13 protein-coding genes are annotated in these 15,852 nt (G+C 36.6%); 11 read left to right on the forward strand and 2 right to left on the reverse strand.

The window, feature by feature from the left end; all coding sequences use genetic code 11:
* Nucleotides 1-55 precede the first annotated feature (55 nt).
* From AB3N04_RS13275 to AB3N04_RS13305, 7 genes are all read left to right on the forward strand, one after another.
* Nucleotides 56-1,192: a CDP-glycerol glycerophosphotransferase family protein gene (locus AB3N04_RS13275; RefSeq protein ID WP_368506048.1), complete on the forward strand. Its 1,137-nt coding sequence runs from the start codon at nt 56-58 to the stop codon at nt 1,190-1,192.
* 11 nt (nt 1,193-1,203) lie between these two features.
* Nucleotides 1,204-1,959 carry a CDP-alcohol phosphatidyltransferase family protein gene (locus AB3N04_RS13280; RefSeq protein WP_368503224.1) on the forward strand — a complete coding sequence of 252 codons (756 nt, stop codon included), beginning with the start codon at nt 1,204-1,206 and terminating at the stop codon, nt 1,957-1,959.
* A 328-nt stretch (nt 1,960-2,287) separates the two neighbouring features.
* Nucleotides 2,288-2,677: a glycerol-3-phosphate cytidylyltransferase gene (gene tagD, locus AB3N04_RS13285; RefSeq protein ID WP_368503225.1), complete on the forward strand. Its 390-nt coding sequence runs from the start codon at nt 2,288-2,290 to the stop codon at nt 2,675-2,677.
* A gap of 90 nt (nt 2,678-2,767) precedes the next feature.
* Nucleotides 2,768-4,159, forward strand: a complete 1,392-nt coding sequence (locus tag AB3N04_RS13290; RefSeq protein ID WP_368503226.1) for a sugar transferase — start codon at nt 2,768-2,770, stop codon at nt 4,157-4,159.
* 93 nt (nt 4,160-4,252) lie between these two features.
* Nucleotides 4,253-5,704 (forward strand): oligosaccharide flippase family protein, encoded by a 1,452-nt coding sequence (locus AB3N04_RS13295; protein WP_368503227.1) that lies wholly within the window; start codon nt 4,253-4,255, stop codon nt 5,702-5,704.
* Nucleotides 5,701-6,792, forward strand: a complete 1,092-nt coding sequence (locus tag AB3N04_RS13300; RefSeq protein ID WP_368503228.1) for a glycosyltransferase — start codon at nt 5,701-5,703, stop codon at nt 6,790-6,792. The genes AB3N04_RS13295 and AB3N04_RS13300 overlap by 4 nt, the downstream gene beginning before the upstream one ends.
* 20 nt (nt 6,793-6,812) lie before the next feature.
* Nucleotides 6,813-7,607 carry a glycosyltransferase family 2 protein gene (locus tag AB3N04_RS13305; RefSeq protein WP_368503229.1) on the forward strand — a complete coding sequence of 265 codons (795 nt, stop codon included), beginning with the start codon at nt 6,813-6,815 and terminating at the stop codon, nt 7,605-7,607.
* On the opposite strand, the gene AB3N04_RS13310 is transcribed toward AB3N04_RS13305, so the two are convergent.
* Nucleotides 7,604-7,954, reverse strand: a complete 351-nt coding sequence (locus AB3N04_RS13310; RefSeq protein WP_368503230.1) for a lipoprotein — start codon at nt 7,952-7,954, stop codon at nt 7,604-7,606. The genes AB3N04_RS13305 and AB3N04_RS13310 overlap by 4 nt on opposite strands.
* 183 nt (nt 7,955-8,137) lie before the next feature.
* Between AB3N04_RS13310 and AB3N04_RS13315 the strand changes: the two genes are divergently transcribed.
* Genes AB3N04_RS13315 through AB3N04_RS13330 form a run of 4 tightly spaced genes read left to right on the forward strand, consistent with a single transcriptional unit; the run spans nt 8,138 to nt 12,669 of the window.
* Nucleotides 8,138-9,502, forward strand: a complete 1,365-nt coding sequence (locus tag AB3N04_RS13315; protein WP_368503231.1) for an O-antigen ligase family protein — start codon at nt 8,138-8,140, stop codon at nt 9,500-9,502.
* 39 nt (nt 9,503-9,541) lie between these two features.
* Nucleotides 9,542-10,435 (forward strand): UTP--glucose-1-phosphate uridylyltransferase GalU, encoded by an 894-nt coding sequence (gene galU / locus AB3N04_RS13320; protein ID WP_368503232.1) that lies wholly within the window; start codon nt 9,542-9,544, stop codon nt 10,433-10,435.
* 6 nt (nt 10,436-10,441) lie between these two features.
* Nucleotides 10,442-11,758 carry a UDP-glucose/GDP-mannose dehydrogenase family protein gene (locus AB3N04_RS13325; RefSeq protein WP_368503233.1) on the forward strand — a complete coding sequence of 439 codons (1,317 nt, stop codon included), beginning with the start codon at nt 10,442-10,444 and terminating at the stop codon, nt 11,756-11,758.
* Nucleotides 11,758-12,669, forward strand: coding sequence for an NAD-dependent epimerase/dehydratase family protein (locus tag AB3N04_RS13330; RefSeq protein ID WP_368503234.1), 912 nt, complete (start codon nt 11,758-11,760; stop codon nt 12,667-12,669). The genes AB3N04_RS13325 and AB3N04_RS13330 overlap by 1 nt, the downstream gene beginning before the upstream one ends.
* 117 nt (nt 12,670-12,786) lie before the next feature.
* Here AB3N04_RS13330 and AB3N04_RS13335 read toward each other — a convergent pair whose 3' ends face one another.
* Nucleotides 12,787-15,762, reverse strand: a complete 2,976-nt coding sequence (locus tag AB3N04_RS13335; protein ID WP_368503235.1) for a CDP-glycerol glycerophosphotransferase family protein — start codon at nt 15,760-15,762, stop codon at nt 12,787-12,789.
* Nucleotides 15,763-15,852 lie beyond the last annotated feature (90 nt).

Here is a 15,852-nt window from a genome sequence, read left to right on the forward strand (position 1 = left end):
GAAAACCTTACTTGTAAAACTAAAAAAAAGCTCCCTCTTTCGCTTGCTTTGTACGATGATCTTTACAGTACTTTCATGGTTACCTGTTAAAAAGAAGTTAATCATGTTTGAAAGTTTTTCCGGCAAGCAATATAGCTGTAATCCGAGAGCGATCTATGAATATTTGGCAGAAAACAAAGATCAAGATTATGACCTCGTTTGGAGTGTTAATAAGAAGATAATGGGCCAATTTGTGGAAGAAGGTATTCCTGTTGTAGAGAGGCTCTCTCCAAAGTGGTTTATGATGATGGCTCGTGCGGAATTTTGGGTCACGAATAGCCGTATGCCGAATTGGGTACCAAAACCTAAGCATACAGTCTATCTACAAACGTGGCACGGTACACCATTGAAGCGCTTAGTTGCTGATATGGAAGAGGTGCATATGCCAGGGACGACGAGGGAGACATATATTAAAAATTTTCATAATGAGTCTAGTCATTGGGATTATTTGATTTCTCCTAATCGTTACTCTTCTGATATTTTCAAACGGGCATTTCATTTTCAAAAAGAAATGATCGAGTCTGGTTACCCTCGTAATGATTACTTATTAAAGTATGATAACAGGGAGCATATACAATCACTTAAGAAAAAGCTACAACTACCGTTGGATAAAAAAATTGTGCTTTATGCACCAACTTGGCGAGATGATGAATATCAACAAGTTGGTAAGTATAAATTTCAATTAGCTTTGGATTTAGAAAAAATGAAGAATGAACTAGGTTCTGATTGTATACTCCTTTTAAGGTTACACTCATTTATAGCCGATAAGGTGGATCTCACCGGGTATGAGGGTTTTGTTTATGACTTCTCAAACTATCTTGATATTAATGAGTTATACATCATTTCTGATTTATTGATTACAGACTATTCTTCGGTTTTCTTTGATTATGCGAATCTAAAGCGTCCAATTATTTTCTATACGTATGATATGGATAAATATCAAAATAAAATTCGCGGGTTTTATTTTGATATGGAACAACAAGCTCCAGGTCCAATTGTACGTACAACAGATGAAGTGATTAAAGAAATGAACATGTTCTTTAAGAATGGGATCAGTCACTACGAAGAGAAATATAATGAATTTTACAAGACGTATTGCTATTTGGAAGACGGAGAAGCATCCAAGCGTGTTGTAGAGAAACTGTTCAAATAAAGGAGACCAACATGAAGTCAATTTACGGTACGATTCCATCGACGGTATTCGATACAGACAAAATTCGTGAATACCGCGAGAAATCACAACGTTATAGTAATAAAGAAGACTTGTGGTCTTGGTTTGTATTAAGACGGCTTTCCATTTTTGTTACGCTACTTTTTATCAAATTACGTCTGACTCCTAATACGATTAGTTGGATGAGCTTTGTTGGAATGCTATCTTCTGGATTTTTTATGATGATCTCAACACCTTGGGCTTTTATCTGTGCTTTTTTTGCATACAATATTGGTTATTTACTTGATTGTGTCGACGGAGAAGTGGCCAGAATTACGAAGAATACATCAAAAAAAGGTTATTTTATTGATTTGTTAATTCAAGCCACTCAACTCCCTATCTTCCTTTCATTTGTTTTTTGCTTATTACAGATGACGGATCGAATTTTCTTTACGGTGTGGGAAGCATTGATTTTATACGGCTTAATAACAGCCATTATTCTCTCTCTTCTCGTGCCGCTTTCGTATCAACTGACGAAAGTAAAAGAAAATGAACAAGATCCTATGAATAAGATTCGCTCAAAATCTATTGTTTTCGATTTTGCTGGGTTTTTACTAGGATTACCAGGTTTTTATGTAACGTTGCTTTTATTAACGTTGCTTACATTCTTCACGAGCATAAATGTAATCTTCCTTTATATTGTTGTTTTTTTGGTCATTCTTACATTAAAGATGCTAGTACGATTATATATTACGACTAGATCCATCTAAGTATATGTGGGAAATAGCATGTGCACATAAGAGAGTTCTCTCGTCTGCGCATGCTTTTTTGTGTGTAAGATCTGATAAAGTAATTGCAAAAAGGAATCTTACATGATTGTGGTGAGATTCCTTTTCCTTATCTTTCACTCAATCTTCACATAGTTGTAGGAAAATGTCGGTTATTATGAGTTTGGCTTTCTTTTCTTTAGGGCTATGGTATAATGATTCAATGAGTTTAATAATAGATTATGATACTACTTAATTAAACAACAATGAAACTAACTTACTATTTGATTCGTTATATATGTATGATTGAGTAATTTAGGAGGTAATCGATGTGAAAAAAGTAATCACATATGGTACTTTTGATCTTCTACACTGGGGACATATTAATCTACTAAAACGCGCAAAAGATCTTGGAGACTACTTGATCGTTGCGATATCATCTGATGATTTTAATAAGTTGAAGAATAAAAAATCTTACCATAGCTTTGAAAATCGTAAAATGATTTTAGAAGCGATTCGTTATGTAGATGAAGTGATTTCAGAAGAGAACTGGGAACAAAAAGTTTCAGATGTCATTGATCGGAATGTTGATGTTTTTGTTATGGGTGATGATTGGGAAGGTGAATTTGACTTCTTAAAAGATTATTGTGAAGTGGTTTATCTACCAAGAACAGCGGGAATTTCTACGAGTAAGATTAAAGAAGAATTACAGATTGGTTAATTTGTAATATATATCGTATATTTTTCGCGAGGATGCCCTTAGTACTTCAGTTAGCTAGGGGTATTTATTATAAAATTAGGAGTTATGAATATGGAAAATATTATCCCAAAACGAACAGCGAGATTGCTAATCATTTTGCTAGACGTTTTATTCATTTTAATTTCATACTCAGCAGCCTTTTATATTGTTTCTCACTTTAGACCAATTGATGCAAGGAATATTGATGCCTTCATTAGTATCATCCCTTGGATCTTATTAATTGGTATCTGTTTTTTATACGTATTTGAGTTAGACCGACTCGTTCAACGTAATCAATCAGATTTAGTGAAAAAATTAATTGTGGCTTCTGCAAGTATCATGGTACTAACGGTTGCAGCTTCCTTTATTTTCCGAGAATTTGCCTTGCCGCGCTCGGTTATATTACTTGCGCATATCTTTATCTTTGGATCACTCTTTTTCTGGAAAAGCTTTTTCCTAAGAATGAACACAAAGAAATTTAGGGATAAAGCTGTTTTCATCGGATGTGAGGAAGAATTTGAGATGATGCAAGGTAACCTTATCAGTTCAAAAATGATCTCAAAAGATACTGGTGTTACATTGCTGAATCCTGATCAACCTCTTAATCAGATGAAGCTTAAAATCCAACCATTCAATTTCATTTTTATTGGTTCAAGCTTAAATGAAGAAGTGAAAAATGACATTTTATACTTTGCGATGAAACAGAAGAAGTTTGTCTATATGATACCGAATACGAATGATTTATTCATTATGAAAACTTCCTTCACTACAGTAGGGGATACAATGGTCTTACAAGTTAAACCATTTACTTTAAGTAATGCACAGACCTTACTTAAACGTGCATTAGATGTGTCTGTTTCTCTTATCTTATTGCTTTTAACATTACCAGTAATGGTGTTAACAGCAATCCTGATCAAGCTTGAAGATGGAGGTCCGTTCTTCTTTAAACAAGAACGTGTTGGCATGGACCAAAGACCCTTCCATATTTTGAAGTTTCGTTCAATGATTATGGATGCTGAAGCAAAGACTGGTCCTACACTTGCTACAAGTCAAGATGCACGAATTACGAAAATAGGGGCATTCATCAGACGTACTCGCATTGATGAGTTACCTCAATTGTTGAACGTATTAAGAGGAGACATGTCTTTGGTGGGTCCAAGACCGGAACGTGATTTCTTTGCAAAGCAATTTGAAAAAGAAAATAAGTGGTTCTATTACAGAAATTCAGTGAAGCCAGGGATCACTGGCTATGCGCAGGTTTTAGGTAATTACACTACAAGCCCGGAGCGTAAATTAAAGTTTGACTTATATTATATTCGCCACTATTCGATCTGGCTTGATATTGTGTTATTATTCCGTACAGTTCTCGTAGTATTGAATAAGTCACAAGCAGAGGGGCAAGCTGAGAAGTTAGAACGCAGCCTATATAAGTCGAAAAAGGGTGCAATTGTGAATGATCGATAATAGAAAAGGTTTCAAAGCGATTTTGGTCTAAAAATAGACTAGAATCGCTTTTTTATGTGTACGATAGATGACAGGGAAGGAAGGGGGGATTTTATGGTTTCAAAGCATGCGTTCATGTATGTTTTCTCACATGGTATTCCAGCACTAATTGGATTTTTGAGTATAGCTGTTTTCACACGGTTGCTATCACCTGAACAATATGGAGTGTATGCTTTGGTAATCGCTATTACAGCGCTTGTTAATGCGGTTGTATTTGAATGGATTAAGTTAAGTCTCCTTCGCTATTATTCACAGTATAAGATGGAGTCGAAATTTCTTAGTACATTAAAACTTTCGTTTCTTGGATTGGTCTTGCTGACAACGATTATCGGAGTTATGACTGCTATTATTTTCCCGAACATTTCTTTATCTCTCGTGGTGCTTTGTTTACTACTTTCTTGGCTTCAATCATGGGGAGGAGTCAATCTTTCACTGATGCGTGCTCAGTTAAATCCGAAATCATACGGGTATTATTCCTTTACTCGAGCAACCTTAGGAATTGTACTAGGGACATTGCTAATTAGTAGTGGTTTTGGAGCTGTTGGGTTGTTGATAGGATTAATAATTGCCTTATTGCTTACCTTTTTACGTCCGACCATTCAGATATGGAAGGTTCATTTAAATACAACAGATTTTGACCATACTATGTTTAAGAGCTTTCTAATGTACGGATTGCCACTAACGCTTACGTTATTGATGACAGTTGTGATTCACAATTCGGATCGCTTAATCATTGGGTATCTAATGACGACTGCGGCTACGGGGGTGTATTCTGTCACATATGATTTGATTGAGCAGAGTATTTTCACACTGATGATGGTCGTTAATTTAGCGGCTTTGCCGATTGCCATGAAAGTGATGGAAGAGAAAGGAGAAAAGGCATCTTATCAACAAGTTAAACGAAATACGAGCCTGATTTTCTTTATTTCAATTCCGGCTGCTTTAGGTGTTTGGTTGCTTAGTGATAATTTAGTTTACTTGTTACTGGGAGAACAATATAGACAAGCCGCTCGTTTATTAATTCCTTATATAGTAGTCATCGCCCTTCTTCGAGGCTTCAAATTGTATTGCATCGATATTATGTTCTATTTAAAAAAGAAAACATCATTACAAGTCATTCCAGTCGTCGTAGCGGGGGTATTAAATATCGTACTCAATTTTGTATTGATCCCAGTTATGGGTCTAGAAGGGGCGGCAATTGCTACGGTTGCCTCATATGTAACTGCAATTTTACTGAGTTGGATGCTTGTTCATATTCAAATACACCCTATACCAATTCCAATCGGAGATTTAATCAAAATAGTTAGTGCTGGCCTCATTATGGGTTTATGCCTTTGGCCGATTCGTGATCATCTTGGAGTGATCTCTCTCATTTATCAAGTTACACTGGGGGTTTTGACGTACGGAATTGCCGCTTATGTTGTAAATGCTTTTGATCTTAGGGATTGGGCAAATAAGAAACTATATAGTCAAAGTAAGTCGGATATAAATGGAGGGATAAAATGAGTAAGAAAATCGCATTCTTGTTATACTCCCTTGATGGTGGCGGGGTTGAGAGAATGACAATACACCTGGCTGAAGCTTTTGTGCAAAAAGGGTATGTAGTTGATCTCATTGTGGTGAATTATACAGGGGATTATCTAAATGAAGTACCACCAGAGGTCCGAGTCCAGACATTTAATAAAAAAAAGATGAGTGCGTGCTTTTTGGAGCTTTGTCGGTATTTAAGAAGAGAAAAACCGAATTATCTTGTTTCAGCAAAAGATTATATTAATGTGATCGCAATCATGGCTAAATTAGTAGCACGAGTCCGTACAAAAGTAATTGTTAGTTGTCGGGTTAATTTAACAGAGCAAGTTCATCATGAACCAAAGAAATTCAAACGAATCCGGACGTACGTTAAATATACGTATCAAAAAGCGGATGAGATTGTGGCTGTATCTAAAGGGGTAGCAAGCGATATTCAAGAGATCACAGGTGTGCCAAAAGAAAAGATACATGTGATCTACAATCCAGTTGTAAGTGATAAGTTGATTAAGAAAGCGGAGGAACCCGTTGCACACCCTTGGTTTCAAGAACAAAAAACAGTTATTGTCAGTGTAGGACGTCTACATAAACAGAAAGACTACCCCACTTTGTTAAGAGCTTTTCAATCTGTTTTTCATAATAAACCTGCGACAAGGTTACTATTTATAGGGGATGGACCTGAAGAAGAAGAGCTTCGTGCCCTTAGTCGGCAATTAGAAATAGAGTCTGTGGTTGATTTTGTAGGGTTTCAGACAAATCCCTACCCATATATGCGCCAAGCTTCGTTATTTGTCTTATCTTCAGGATGGGAAGGGTTCGGAAACGTTCTAGTAGAGGCATTAGCAGTAGGTTGTCCAGTTGTATCGACAAATTGTCCAAGTGGACCTTCGGAAATATTAGAAAATGGTATCTACGGTGAACTTGTACCTGTTAGAGATGCTAATAAGCTAGCTAAGGCGATGGTTCACACTTTAGGGCTGCCACGCAATGAAGCACTCTTAAAGAAAAGAGCAAACGAGTTTACAATTGATCAATGCGTGCAAAAATACGAAGTTTTACTTAACTAACCAAAGGAGGAGAGCCTGAGATGATTAGCGTGATTATCCCTACACTTGGTGAGCGGCCGAATGAATTGCAGCGACTTTTCACTAGCTTTGCATATCAATCGAGCCAATCATTTGAAGTCATTGTTGTTTCACAAGCAAATCACCAAACTGTATCCGATCTGTTAAGAAACGTTTCCTTCTCATCTAAGCATATAACTCTAGAGAAGCGTGGACTTTCCTATGCGAGAAATCAAGGACTGCTTTCAGCTAGTGGGGAGATTTTAACCTTTTCAGATGATGACTGTTGGTATCCTCAGGGTGCGTTTGAAAAAGCCGGCAATCATTTTGTAAACTCAGATGAGCCAATTCTCTGTTTTCAAATCTATGATTTTGAGGAAAAGCAGTATTACAAAACCTATCCAGTTCATGATAAGAGACTAAGTTGGCGTGACGTATTCAAGAAATCGTCGATTGAAATGTTTTTTAAGCGATCAGAGTTAAATATGAATTTAGTGAAGTTTGATGAAGATTTTGGATTAGGTGCAAAGTATCCAAGTGGGGAAGAAAATCTTCTGTTGCTAAAACTTTACCGAGCAGGTTATAGGATGAGGTATGTACCAGAGATTATTGTGTATCACAAGAAGCCCACTATCCAATCGCGTCTAACTGAACAAGCATTAATCAGTAAAGGACCTTTATTAAAGAAAATGTTTAATACCCCTATAGGATTCTCGATGTTAACGTACTTTTTCTTGAAGAAATACTCTCATTTAGAGCGACCTCTTACGTTATATAAGCATGCATTAAGAGAGTTGAGGCAATATAAAGTTCCTTAAGGGAAAGAGATCGACTTTAGCTTACTTAATGAACCTGCTTCTTCCCAAGTGAGTGCATAAAGCAAATCTTCATCTTCTGAGAACCGAAATAACTCGTTTGGGTAGAGTACATATTTTGTAGTTGGGTGGACGTCAACTAGATGTTTTAACAAGTGGAATTCTTCAGTTGTAATGGAATGTTCATCAGAAAGAAGCGCTTCAAAAGTCGTCCAATCCATTGTTTTAATGTTATTGCGAAGGTAGTTATCACCTTCTAGTGGTGTCCGAATGATTAAAGTATCTTGACCGCATCCCCCTATCAAAACTACGAGAAATGCCAAAGTCAGTAATACAAGTATTTTTTTCAAAAAGAGCCTCCCCTTTATCCATTATTGCATCTTGATTCGGTACGAACTTCCTTTTCAGTATATCCATTTTTTTCTCTTTCTTAACCAAAGGTCCAGCTCGTTTCACAAGTTATAAAAAAAGATTGAATTGGCAAACCTAACTTTTATTGTGATTTATTTTAAGGAAGGGAGAGGAGGGGTTGAATGCGAGAGACAATAGGAACTACTACACAACGTGACCGCTGGATCTTACTAGTATGGTTTATTTTCTTTTTTCTCTCTCCCTATTCCGTCTCATCTGCTTTTCAGCATGTAACAGTCGTTCCTACAAGTGTCATTTTGACTTTAAGCTTTTTATTTGCACTCGTCATTTATATGAAATTCCGTCCTGAAGCGAGGGTTTTTCAAGCTTTTGACCGATCTAATCAAGAACTTTGGTTGCTTGTCGCATTTGTAGTGCCCCTCCTAACAGCTAGTTTGGCTGGAGCTTATAACCTGACAGTGATTCTATCTGCCGAATATCAACAATACTTCTTTCAATCGCTGCCACGACGAGTCATTAATCTCAGTCTGATTTTGCTTGTATTTTGGATTAGTGTGAAACTTATTCGCTTATTCACCACTCACCAACTTCTTTTTTTAACGAGAGCATATGTTTTAAGTGTAATCGTCATTGCATGGGTGGGGTTGTGGCAATTAGGTCATTTTTTATTCGGGTTCCCGATGGTTAATTTATCAACAAGATCCTTTGTACATAGTGTAACTTCTGAAGTAATGTTTAATTTTCGTCTAACATCCATTGTAGATGAGCCGAGCTATCTCGTACCTCTTTTAATAGATGGATTAATCATCGGCTTTGTTGTGTATCGAGATAAATGGCGTTATCTAGGGGAGTTAGCGTTACCATGTATGGTTGTCCTATTGTTCTCCTACTCATTAAGTGGGTATGTAAATGTAGCCATGCTAGTTGGAGTGCTTATTATCTTGTTTCTTTTTCAAGGAAAAGGAGGCAGACCTAAACGTTATTTAATATTTATGTATGGTGGAATTCTCACTCTCTTACTTATTGTATTTGCACGTGAGTTTATCATGGATTTATTAATGCCTGTTATCGGACGGTTTGAGACGGTATTTGATCTTCATCGCCATAGTCGTTTATATATGCTTGTAATGCCCATTATTTGGTTGTTCGATTACTCATGGATTAATAGTTTGTTTGGTTTCGGACCGGGCAGTTATCAATTTTTGGCTGATACAAAATTTTTACATCACCAAGGAAGATTAAGTGTGACCTCTAATAATGTCTTTATTGATTTATTATATGAACATGGGATCTTTGGTTTTGCAGCTTTTTTACTTGTATATCTTAAAATACTAGTGACACTATATAAGAAGAGATTCGATGATCGGTATTATATGTATGCTCTTCTTTTATGGTTTCATCTTGGCATTACATCTTTATACCGTTCGGACTTTGCATCGCCGAGATTTTGGGTGATAATCCTGATCTGTTTTATCTTTATTGAATTAGCTAAAAGGAATCGTCATGTTCTAAAAAACCTGGAATAACGTAGAGTAGAAATAGGATTATTCTTGGAGGGGATGCGTGTGAGTGTTAAGAAAGCGATTATTCCCGCTGCCGGGTTAGGAACTAGATTTTTACCAGCAACAAAAGCACAGCCAAAAGAAATGTTGCCTGTATTAGACCGGCCAGCGATTCAGTACATTATTGAAGAAGCAGTTACCTCGGGAATTGAAGATATCATAATTGTAACGGGCCGAGGGAAGAGGGCAATCGAGGATCATTTTGACTATTCCTTTGAGTTAGAAGAAGCGCTTGTGAAAAAGGGGAACTATGATCAACTGACGGAAATCCGAAAAATTTCTGAGATGGTTGATATTCATTATATTCGTCAAAAAGAACCTAGAGGATTAGGTCATGCCATTTGGTGTGCACGTAAATTCGTTGGCGACTCTCCATTTGCCGTGATGCTTGGAGATGATATTGTTGTTTCAAAAGAAGAGCCATGTTTAAAGCAATTATTAAATGAATATGAGGCTGTTCAAGCACCGATTATTGGGGTACAAGAAGTGACACGTGAAGAGTTATCCAATTATGGTGTCGTTGATCATTTCGAACAAAAAATAAACAACCAACTTTTTCAAATCCGATCTTTAGTAGAGAAGCCAGAAATAGATGAGGCGCCTTCTAATTTAGCGATTATGGGAAGGTATATTTTAACTCCAGATATTTTTGATGTGTTAGAGCGCATTGAGCCAGGGCGTGGTGGAGAAATTCAGTTAACCGATGCGCTGCAGCAACTAACTTATGAGAGAGAGTTATATGCTTATCCTTTTAAAGGGAAAAGGTATGACATTGGAAACAAATTAGGATTTGTGCAAGCCACACTCGAATTTGCTTTAATGCGAGATGAATTGAAGGATGATGTCATGCAACTTCTCCATTCAATCATTGAAGCAAGCAATAAAAGTGGGGAATAGAAAGCTATGAAAATATCTATAATAGGAACAGGGTATGTTGGTTTAGTGTCTGGTGTATGTTTTAGCGAAATTGGACATGACGTCTCATGTGTGGACATAGACACCGAAAAAATAAGCCAGTTATCAAACGGCCAATGTCCGATTTATGAGCCCGGTTTAAGTGATATGTTGAGGAGTAATTTGGATCAAGGAAAGCTTACCTTCTCAAACGACTTACAAAAGAGTATGGAATCTGCAAAGGTGATCTATATTGCAGTAGGCACTCCTGAAAAAGAAAACGGCGAGGCAGATTTACATTATGTCTATGCGGTGGCAAAAGAAATTGGTTACTTTATAAGAGAAGGCCAGATCGTGGCCATTAAAAGTACCGTTCCGGTGGGTACTGGAAAACAAGTGAAAGCGATTATTCAAGAGGAATCAGGGCTTAATTCAATTCAAGTTGCGTCTAATCCAGAGTTTTTGAGAGAAGGGTCTGCTATTTATGATATGTTTCATATGGACCGTGTCGTATTTGGTGTGGAGTCAGAGGGAGCTTATCGCACGTTAAGTGAACTTCATCAACCTTTTCAGACAAGTGAAGTTGTGACAAATATCGAATCAGCTGAGATGATTAAATACGCTTCTAATGCCTTTTTAGCAATGAAGATTAGCTTTATTAATGAAGTAGCTAATTTATGTGAGGTCGTTGGAGCAAATGTGACGAAGGTAGCTGAAGGCATGGGGTATGACCATCGAATTGGTTCGGCTTTCTTACATGCAGGAGTGGGTTATGGTGGATCTTGCTTTCCTAAGGATGTGAAGGCAATGATCACGATTGGTGAAAAGGCAGGTTATTCCCTTAAGATCTTGCCAGAGGTCGATCGCGTCAATATGAATCAACGTACGAGGATGTTTTACAAAATAAAGCAGGCATTTGGAGATCAGTCCCTTAAAGGTAAACGAATTGCTCTTTTAGGTTTAAGTTTCAAGCCAAATACAGATGATATCAGATCTGCACCGTCTCTTGACTTAATCAGACTTTTAAAGGATGATGAAGCGGATATAATATGTTATGATCCAATAGCGAACAACCAAATGATTAAGCATATAAAAAATCTTACTACCGTTTCTTCATACATGGAAGCTTTAACCAATGCAGATGCATTAGTCCTCTTAACAGAGTGGCAAGAGTTTAAAGAGATTAATTTTAAAGAAGTAAAAAGGATAATGAGATGCCCAGTTGTGATTGATGGACGAAATATATTTGATCCGAAGGTGATGGAAAAGCTTGGATTTCACTATAATTCGTTTGGTAGAAGGGTAGTGCAAAGGAAGGGAACATAATGAAAGTCTTAGTAACAGGTGGTTCAGGTTTTATCGGAATGAATCTAGTAGAGGCCTATTTGAAAAAGGGCCATGATGTTGTCATTGTTGATATACATCCCCCGCTTGGTCATCTTTTAGAACATAAGCGAGTGACTTTTTATCAAGTCGATATAACAGATCAGGCATTTTTCAAGGTTGTCGAAAAAGAAAAACCGGATGTTATTAATCACCATGCAGCCCAAATTGATGTGCAGAGGTCCATTAAAGAACCGGCGTTTGATGCGAATGTGAATATCTTAGGGACGATAAATATATTAGAAGCTTGCCGTATGAACAAAGGAGCAACTTTAATTTATCCTTCATCTGCTGCTGTATACGGAACACCTGTATACCTAGGGATAGATGAAGATCACCCAGTAGCTCCGATTTCTACTTATGGGATTTCCAAGTACACACCGGAACAATATATTAGAGCTTATCATGAACTGTATCAAATTCCATACACGATCTTTCGCTATTCGAATGTATATGGTAAATACCAAGACCCTAAAGGGGAAGGTGGAGTTATTTCAATCCTAGTAAATTGTGCTCTAAGTGAGAGAGGGTTCTGTGTATTTGGTAACGGAGAACAAACGAGAGATTTTATCCATGTTAGCGATGTAGTTGAAGCGAATATGCGTGCAAGTGAAGAAACTTTTAATGACTTTTTTAATATTAGTACAGGAGTAGCCACTACTCTAAATGATACCATTACAGCATTTGAAGAAGTGATTGGTAGAACCCTGCAAAAAGAAATGGTCGATGAAAGAGCTGGAGATATTAAGCACAGCTATTTATTAAATGAAAAAGCTCAACGGAAAATGGGTTGGATACCAAAAGAAACCGTGCAATCTGGATTAAAGCAGACATTTGAATTTTATAATCAATAAAAAGGCTGCCGTAAAAGGTCATAACCAAATGACTTTTTAACGACAGCTTTTTTTTGCAAAAAAAGAAGGGGTGACGCAAATGTTGCTAGAACGCCTCACCCTTTATGAGTTGTTGTTTTAATTCACTTCTTTTATCTTTTTGTGTTGAGATTTCATATCCAGAGCCAGTTCGAAAATTCTCTTGTTATTGTCTAGATCTGTATAGGTGAAGATACTAGGCTTCTTACTTTGTACCCATTCTTCTTCTTTAAAATCTCGCTCAATATATTTTTTGATTGATTCCACGAGACTTTCTTGGTTATTAACGATGTCTCCAAGGAATGTCTCATCTAGTGGTCTAAGGATTCCATTTTTAAAGAAGCTCTCTTGGTCGAAGTGATAATAAATGACCGGCTTACTCATGTAAGTGAAATCAAAGGAAACACTTGAGAAATCAGTAATCATCATTTGACTTGATTTCAGCAAGTCCTGTACATTTTGCTCTCCTAATTGGATTACTCTTATGGCATCACTTTCATTCTTCTTGAATTCGTGAATATAAGGCTGCATGCGGTAATGAGGATAAAACTCAAGCCACATATTATTCTTCTCTAATAGATCACGAAGAGTATTGTCCTTCATTATAGCTAGGTAGCGGTGGTAATAATCAGACCTTAAAAACTCTTCTTCTGAATTTAACCACTCTCGCCATGTCGGGATAAGAAGAATTTTCTTTTCAGGGTGATGATTTTTAAGCAAATTATCAAATCTTGATAAGCCTGTTACTCTAACTTCTTCAGCGTTATATCCCATGACATCCATAACCATTTCTTTTTCTTCAACAGAAGATACAATGAAGATATGGAATGGATGTTTATAATATTCTTTATGGTATTCTACACTTTTTCTACCAAGTACTCCATGTTGCAAAAATACCCTTAGACCTTCACGGTACGATTTCATTAATATACCTTTAAATGGTAGTAGGTAGTCTAAATCATGTGAGCCGAAAAAGGCAGTTGCTTGTAAACTTTTCTCCACATGTTCATCGCTTCCTATAAACAACACGTTGCCTAAATGTTTAATATTTTTAACATCCTGAGCTTCTCGATCAATTGCATAATAAACATCGACCTCTGGATGCTTCTCTCGACAATACTTAAAGAAGTGATATCCTGTATCCTGAGCTGTGTCTGGTCTTTCCCCAATAATCCAAATTTCACGATCACGATCAAGGGACCATTCTGTGTTTAATTTTTCTAGTTGTTCTAAATGTGTATTCTTGTAATCGTATGTTTCAATTTTAAGATTTCCTCTTGGAGTGTAGGTCATATAAAATCCAACGGAAGAAGAGGTTCCTTTTAAAAGGTGAGAATCTAGAATCTCATCTTTATAATAGGTGAATGTTTCTTTACCAAGCTTCCGATCCCGTGTAATTTTTGGGCTTTCAATTCGAACATAAAGGTCAATAATATCTTTACCATTACTATAAACCTGAAGTAAATCCTTCATTGAAATAGCCGTAGTGAAATCTGACCATTTGCCACTACCTTTTCTTTTAATTAAGCTTTGACGCTGCTTTGTCGAAAATACTATTTCATCTTCTGTTTCTCTGCTTTTTGCGACAATGAAAATCATCTGGTCACTAGGTTCCTCGTTTTGCAGGCCTTCAAGGTAAGCAAAACCATTTAAACTGAGTTTGCCCTCACTTATTTTAAAGTCATAGAGATTTCTCATTAAAGTAGGTTCTTTGTAGGCGAAAGATAGTCGATTATTTACCGTTGAGTAGAAATAAGAGTGGAAAAACCCGTACTCCGATAAATGTTCTTTCTTTGTTTTTTCTTTTAATTCGTTTAATCCGGTTCTAATTCTTAAAGTTCGATATTCTCCATCTTTTTCTCCTGCAAGATACACATCATATCTCGATCTTCCTCCTTGAATCGTCTGAAGTAATATTGTTTCATTAATTGTACCCTCAAAATACATGCGTTTTGGATGTTCAGGGTCTACCCAGGCTTTCAAGGAAAATTCAGATCGGATATTAGAATTTCTTTCTCTGAATACCAAATTATAATTCTTCTCCAAATGATCGCAATTCTGTATAGAACCACTAATGATCATTTCTTTTTCGTTTCTTACTGTACTAAGCTGATATAATTTAATCGTTTCAGTCTTTAATTTAATAGAAAATGAAGCTTTTTTTGTTGTATAAGGCATCGTGGATAGTGTTCCTTTTATACCATCCTGCTTATATTGAATCGCATCTTTAAGGCGAAGAATTATCGTGGTTTTCATTCTGTATTTTTTTATGATACCTTCAGACTCGATAAAGAAATAAGCATCCCAAATTCCGTTATCTGTTGGAATGTCTTCAAATGTTACATTTGTCTCCCACGTGTTTTCTTGTGTCCAAGCTATGGGGAATTTCCTTGTGAAATGCCCATTTCTTTTCTTGAGTAGCAGACCATATTCATCCACCTGAAGTTTTGTGAGTAAGTCCTTAGATGCAACGCCTGATAAATGATAGCCGTTATTTGTTAGCTGTACATCCTCTAAATAATGTGGATATATTGAAAGTGAATCAAGAGCTGACACTGGTTGCACTTTAATGCTAAGATTACCTGCAACTGTCTCATATGGCTCAAATGTAAGCCCATCTTTAAAATGAGAATGAATAATAAAAGAGTGTAACATTGATTTTGCAGGTTTCATACGATATTGAGTTTCCTTGTTGCCATCACTTAATACAATATACAATGCCCATTTAATCGAATTTTGCCAGTCAACTAACCCTGTTGGGGGAAGTAAACAGCTGAATTCTAATTTCCTCTTTTTTCCATCGGAAAGAAGATCTAAATTTAAAGGGGTTGTATACGTAATGTTCGAATCAGCCATACTACGAATCTCCATGTAAGAATGTTGCTCAATTGGAGCCTTTTTTATTATCTTTGGAATGGAGTTTATTTCTCCGGAGAGGGTAAACCCTTCGTTAGTATCAGCAAACGTATTCAAATAAAAAACGTTATTATTTCTTCGCCTTACAATAAATTTCCTCAATAGATTGAAAGCAGTTTTTGATTTTCTTTTTCCAATCTTTACAACCTTGCCGATCATACTTGGTGCCTCCTCAACTGAATAGGTTTTCATGTCAGTTACGTACTTATTAAGCTCTAGGCTGTCCAAAAGATCATTAATCAATAACTC

The organism is Alkalihalophilus sp. As8PL, assembly GCF_040939795.1.
GTDB lineage: Bacteria > Bacillota > Bacilli > Bacillales > Bacillaceae_D > Alkalihalophilus > Alkalihalophilus lindianensis.

Coding starts and splice junctions, on each gene's coding strand:
- AB3N04_RS13275 (WP_368506048.1), top strand. CDS start 56: ATGATCTTTACAGTACTTTCATGGTTACCTGTTAAAAAGAAGTTAATC.
- AB3N04_RS13280 (WP_368503224.1), top strand. CDS start 1,204: ATGAAGTCAATTTACGGTACGATTCCATCGACGGTATTCGATACAGAC.
- AB3N04_RS13290 (WP_368503226.1), top strand. CDS start 2,768: ATGGAAAATATTATCCCAAAACGAACAGCGAGATTGCTAATCATTTTG.
- AB3N04_RS13295 (WP_368503227.1), top strand. CDS start 4,253: ATGGTTTCAAAGCATGCGTTCATGTATGTTTTCTCACATGGTATTCCA.
- AB3N04_RS13300 (WP_368503228.1), top strand. CDS start 5,701: ATGAGTAAGAAAATCGCATTCTTGTTATACTCCCTTGATGGTGGCGGG.
- AB3N04_RS13305 (WP_368503229.1), top strand. CDS start 6,813: ATGATTAGCGTGATTATCCCTACACTTGGTGAGCGGCCGAATGAATTG.
- AB3N04_RS13315 (WP_368503231.1), top strand. CDS start 8,138: ATGCGAGAGACAATAGGAACTACTACACAACGTGACCGCTGGATCTTA.
- AB3N04_RS13325 (WP_368503233.1), top strand. CDS start 10,442: ATGAAAATATCTATAATAGGAACAGGGTATGTTGGTTTAGTGTCTGGT.
- AB3N04_RS13330 (WP_368503234.1), top strand. CDS start 11,758: ATGAAAGTCTTAGTAACAGGTGGTTCAGGTTTTATCGGAATGAATCTA.
- AB3N04_RS13335 (WP_368503235.1), bottom strand. CDS start 15,762: ATGATCGGCAAGGTTGTAAAGATTGGAAAAAGAAAATCAAAAACTGCT.